The sequence below is a fragment of the Ligilactobacillus sp. MP3 genome (assembly GCF_024436335.1).
GTDB lineage: Bacteria > Bacillota > Bacilli > Lactobacillales > Lactobacillaceae > Ligilactobacillus > Ligilactobacillus salivarius.
The window spans coordinates 24,720-30,731 of the sequence record NZ_JANFQI010000014.1 but is presented as its reverse complement, the minus strand read 5'-3'; the positions used below and the strand labels follow the sequence as shown (position 1 = coordinate 30,731).

The 6,012-nt window shown below is 32.2% G+C and carries 4 protein-coding genes; all 4 read right to left on the bottom strand.

Translation table 11 applies throughout. The features are described from left to right. Nucleotides 1-1,483 (bottom strand): YSIRK-type signal peptide-containing protein (locus NOU10_RS08725; protein ID WP_255906602.1); only part of this gene is annotated, 1,483 nt, incomplete at its 3' end. 465 nt (nt 1,484-1,948) lie between these two features. After that, on the bottom strand, nt 1,949-4,774 hold the full coding sequence (locus NOU10_RS08720) for an AAA family ATPase (RefSeq protein WP_255906600.1): 2,826 nt from the start codon (nt 4,772-4,774) through the stop codon (nt 1,949-1,951). Nucleotides 4,775-4,906: 132 nt separating this feature from the next. Beyond that, entirely contained in the window at nt 4,907-5,503 is a 597-nt protein-coding gene (locus NOU10_RS08715) for a DUF3841 domain-containing protein (RefSeq protein WP_255906599.1), read from the bottom strand. A gap of 22 nt (nt 5,504-5,525) precedes the next feature. Beyond that, on the bottom strand, nt 5,526-5,918 hold the full coding sequence (locus NOU10_RS08710) for a cytidine deaminase (protein WP_081561573.1): 393 nt from the start codon (nt 5,916-5,918) through the stop codon (nt 5,526-5,528). Nucleotides 5,919-6,012: the final 94 nt, after the last annotated feature.

The window sequence follows — 6,012 nt, the reverse complement described above, 5'->3', positions numbered from 1 at the left end:
AAGTTACTTTTACTTCATCTACTGTGCCTGGGATTGCTGTGTAGCCTTCTTGTTCTGGCGCTGTAAAGCTTTCCCAACGACCTACGGTCCATGGTCCATATTTCTTCTCGTCGCTGCCTGCTACACTCGTGTACTTCCTTTCCAAAGTTACTGGTTGTCTTGTTGTTTGAACTTCACCATTTGGCAAGTGTACATTGATTGTTCGCGTGATTGTCTTTTCTTCTTTTCCTTCTACTATTGCTGGTTCATCTGCTCGATAGTAGATGTCTACCACTGCGTCCAAACTTTCTGAAGTTACTTCTACTTCATCTACTGTGCCTGGAATTGCTGTGTAGCCTTCTTGTTCTGGAGCTGTAAAGCTTTCCCAACGACCTACGGTCCATGGTCCATATTTCTTCTCGTCGCTGCCTGCTACACTCGTGTACTTCCTTTCCAAAGTTACTGGCTGTCTTGTTGTTTGAACTTCACCATTTGGCAAGTGTACATTGATTGTTCGCGTGATTGTCTTTTCTTCTTTTTCTTCTATAGGTTTTGGATCATTATCCAATATATATTGATACTTCTCTTTAATTAATAATACATCGGGTCCTTCTAATTTTATATCTTCCTTTGCGAACTCCTTTTCATGTTCTTCGTATTTTGATTCATATAAATAGTAAAGCTCATCATATTTTTCTTCTTCAGGAAGAGGTATAACTATTCCACTAATTCTTTGAACTGGAGGATTAACATATGAAGTGTCTAGAATTTCTTCAATTTCGTCTTCCATAAATGAATTAACAGTTTGTGAAATTCCTGGAATAACTGGTGATTTTGCCCCTGGGATTGTTGGAACATCAATTGCTTTAAAGTTTATCAGTAGTAAATCATCATTCTCTGACTCTATTCCATAATAAGTATCCATACTTTCATAAGGAAGTATTTCTTCATCACCATTAGGCTTAACAATCGTTACTTCTCGAACAATAGCACAGTAAATTACAGCATTATCTCCATCCTCTGCTTTTCTTGAATCACTTTCTTTAGGTTGATAACTGAAAACAGTTGGCTGAGATTGAACTTTTTCTACTTCTGAAGTAGGAGTATTATTATCTAATTCTACTGAAGCATCACTCATTGTGGTGATTTCCTGAACTTTTTCTGGAACTGTTTCTGAAGAAGCAACATTATTTTGTTGATCTATTTCAGATACATTCAAGGTAGTTTTATCGATTGTTGTGTCAGTTCCTTTAGTTTCTTTTGTTATTACCTCTGAAGAAGTATTTATTGATTTTTCCTCGGTTATACTATTATTCGGAACTTCCTCCTCAACTTTTGAAACGCTTTCATTTTTTGGGATCAAATTATCAGCTGATACAGTAGTTCCACTGATAAATAACATTGTTCCCCCCAATAAAATAGAAACAACGCCAACAGTCAATTTACGAATGGCCCATCTCTGTTTGTAATTTGTAGCTAATATCCTGTTTTTCTTTGATAACATAGTAATCACCTCTTTTATTATGGCTTACTTTTTATCACTTACTTAATCCTTATATGGTAACCTTTTCTATCTTAATTATACTTGAATCTTTCATGTTTAATCAACTACTAAAAATTATTTTCTGTTAATTATTATAATTATTTTCTAAATTTCTTTTTAACCTATATATCATGATAAATTTTTTATAACTAAAAATAATTAACATATCTATACTATTTTTCTTCTATAATAAAAAGATCTACCAGAAAACTATCTGATAGATCTTTCAATATTATTCAATTACTAAGCTTTGTAGCAATTATCCCCCATAAAATGGGGAACACCCATCTTTAACTAAAACATATAAGGATCACCCCCACCAGATATGGGGAGCACATTTTTTATCCTTAAAAATATTTTTAGCAAAGGTAATTAATTATTTTCAAATTGCCACAATGATATCTCACATGTAATTCATTTTACATTTTAACACAGTTTATTGAGAAATTCACTATCCTTAAACTTAAGTAAATCTTCTTCAGTAATTGTCTTTAGCATATCTATATCATCCATATCATTTGAACTACTTGCTAATCTTTCAGCCTGGATTGCGATCAATTTTTCGTTAACATTACGAATCCAGCGTCCATTGCTATGATCATTAGTACTTTCGTAACTATCTTTTACTACTTCTGAATATGTGTCTTCATTTTCTAAAATGTATTGTCTCTTTGATAGGTCAAATAAGCCAATTTGCACAACTTCATCAGCAGTATAATCTTCAAAGTCAAAAACATTTGGAATACGACTCTTCAAACCTGAGTTCATCTTAAGGAATTGATCCATTTCTTTGGTGTAACCTGCAAAGATAATTACGATGTCGTCGCGATGATCTTCCATGAATTTCATAATTTCATCAATAGCTTCACGTCCAAAATCATTACCTCCACCTGAACTTAAAGTGTATGCTTCGTCTATAAATAAGACTCCTCCTAAGGCAGACTCTAACACATCTCTAGTCTTAGGGGCTGTTTGACCAACGTATTCTGCTACCAAATCTGTTCTGGAAACTTCAACTAATTCGGGTTTACGGATAACTCCCTTTTGGAACAAAATTTGTCCCATAATTCGAGCAACTGTTGTCTTACCTGTACCTGGATTACCTAAAAATAGCGAATGTAAACTTACCGCAGAAGTTGCTAACCCTTGCTCTTTACGCTTATTATTAATAACACTCATATTAATAAATTTAGAAACTTGTTGTTTAACTTTTTCTAGACCTATCAATAAGTTAAGCTTAGCATAAGCGTCGTCGGCTGAATTTATTTCTAAATCTTTATTTACAACTTGGTTAATGTCATCTTGCGTTATTTCTTGAAGTAAATATACGCTTATATTATCGCTCTCTGCTAAGCGCAATGCCTGAGCTTTCATAATTTTTTCGTTGACATTGCGGATCCAACGCCCATTACTATGATCATTTTCTTTGTCATAGTAATCTTTAAGTGCCTTTTCATAATACAATTCATCAACAGTGTAATTTCGTTTCTTTAGGTCAAATAAACCAATTCTTACAATTTCATCAGCAGTATAATCTTCAAAATCAAAAACGTTTGGAATACGACTCTTCAAACCTGAATTCATCTTGAGGAACTTTCTCATTTCTTTTGGATAACCTGCAAAAATAATCATAATATCATCGCGATTATCTTCCATAAATTTCAAAATTTCATCAATAGCTTCACGTCCAAAATCATTCTCTCCACCATTGCTTAAAGTATATGCTTCATCTATAAAGAGAATTCCACCTAAAGCTGATTTTAATACTTCTCTAGTTTTTGATGCAGTCTGGCCAACATATTCAGCTACTAAATCTGCACGTGAAACTTCAATCACATCTGGTCTACTGATTACTTGTTTTTGATAAAGAACATCTCCTATAATTCGTGCTACAGTCGTTTTACCTGTACCTGGATTACCTAAAAACAATGAATGCATACTAGTATTAACTACTTGAAGTCCTTGTTCTTTACGCTTTTGGTTGATAATATTCAAGTTAATAAACTCTTTAACTTGTTTCTTAACCTTATCTAAGCCAATCAAGCTATTTAATTTTTCTAATGCTACATTTGAATCTTCACTTTGAGTTTTATTAGTTGTATCTCCTACTGATTCTTTATTTTCTGATGTTGATTTTTGATCATGTTGTCCATCATAAATTAACTTACCGCCATTTTTAGCTTCCATTAAAATATCATCTGGATTACCATTTACAAAATCAATTTTATCAATAGCAACAAAAGCTTCATTATCTACTCTGACATTAGGATCAATTATTTCTTCAAATACTGCATTTTTTATGTATAACACAGATTCATCTGTACTTAGAATGTTAATTATACTTTCTGAATGTTCATTAAAATGTACACTATTTGCATAACCTGAAGAACGATTGGTCAACAAGAAAATCAACTGTATTGTCGCATTACTTAAAAATACTTGACTGCTATATGCTACTAATTTATATATGTAATCATTATTTGATTCAAATACAGAATGTTTTTCTAAATGAACACTTTCTACCTCATCTTGATTACCTAAAGTTGAATTATATGATTTCAAACTAGATTGATTTAAAAAGACGGTTGGGTACTTATTTTCTCCATCTATACCATCGTTAATTATTTTTGAATCTTCAATCTCTACATTAGATCTAATCGCATATACTGCATTTGTACTGCGAATTCTACTACTTTCAACCCTAGTTAATTTACAATTACTATTTTCGGATGCCCAAATCGAAACTTTATCAAGTGTTGTATTTTCAATTACCAAATTTGCTTGATAAGTCTTAATTGTATCCCATCTTTTTTGATCAGATGTATCTACTATGGAGTTCATAATTTTCACTTGTGCATTATCGTTAGCATACAATAAAACTTTCTTATTAGTATTACTAAAATTGCGCATAATACATTGATTTAAAACGACATCTGCACCATTAACAGTAACTACAGTTCTATCAATATTGTCATTCAAAATCATCTTTTCAAACGAAACTTGATGTCCTTTAGTAACTAAGATAGTCCCATTGATAGATGTAGTTAAACTTCCGTCATCTTTCATATCACCAACAAAGCTGAGGTTTTTCTCAATTGTAAATTTATTTTGTCCTAAATTTATTATAGTTCCTGCTTGGAATTGAATTACATCGCCATTGCTTGCATTCCTATACGCTTCAGAAAAGTCCCAAACTTTACTTGTACCAAAATTAAATACTTTCCTAGTATTTCCTACAATAAAGGTTGCCATAGTCTCACTTCCTATACCTTAAAGATAGTAAATATTCAAATATTATCCTTCGTCACTTAAAATTATTGTTTTACTTCTTTATTTTACTACACAATTATTGATGGTGCTTTTGGTAATTGTAGGAAATACCATTCAATCTACTGAGTATATTTCCTGAACTTTCTCTCCTTTTTTTAGCAACCATGCTTTTCGTACTTGACTCATTTCTAACATCCAAAAACAAGCCTGAATTGTCTCACCATTGCTCGTCCATTTTCCATGTCGAATATCAGTATCAAATATTCGTTGCCACGATTTTTCTTTAACTTGTTTTTTCTTTCTTTCAGGCAAGCTATCAAATTTTTTCTCTAATCGTTCCCACTCTTGTTCATTGGTTGCAAGAGAATAATACCAATCATTCAATACAAAATGCCAAGCTTCAAAATCACTTAAAAGAACTTTTTCTTCAGGTATATTGATTTCCATACAGACTTCTATCTCACTATCTCTTATCCAACGAAAATCGGGACGTACATGTTTATAATCTCTACGATACCAAGCCCACAATAGTACTTTTACATCCCTAGGTGGCAAAATTTTTCTTCGTTTCATTTGCTTAATCATCCAATTATAAGCAACTTGAAAATTATTTTCTTTCAAGTTTTCTGATTTTTCAGGATCACAATAAAATTGACCTTTACTTTTCAGTTGTTGATATACACTATATGGTTGTATGGTCCAGATAATCATAAAATCACTCTTATTTCATTAACTATATCCACCATTCTGGAGTTAATTCCCCTAACGTAACTACTTTTTCTTTCTTATAATCAAGCATAATTTCCACATGTTGATAAGATTTAGGCATCAATTGTGTCATTAATTCTCGACATGCTCCACATGGTGCCCCAGTCTTTCCATCAGACATAATAGCAATTACTCGTTTTATTTCGTTATCACCATTAGTAATCATGTTAAATATCGCATTTCGTTCTGCGCATATTCCAAGAGTACACGATGTATCAACACATACTCCTGTGTAAATTTTTCCACTAGATGCTTCAATAGCTGCAGCTACACCACCCGCATAAATTCTTTCAGAAACTTCTCTTGGATTTTGTACATTTTTAGCTGATTCATATAAATCTTCCCATACTTTTTCCAATATAATGCCTCCACAAATTTGCTTTTAAATAAGTATACCAGTAAATAAATCATATAAATATTAAAAAAACTAGTATACTAACAAAATATAGTAC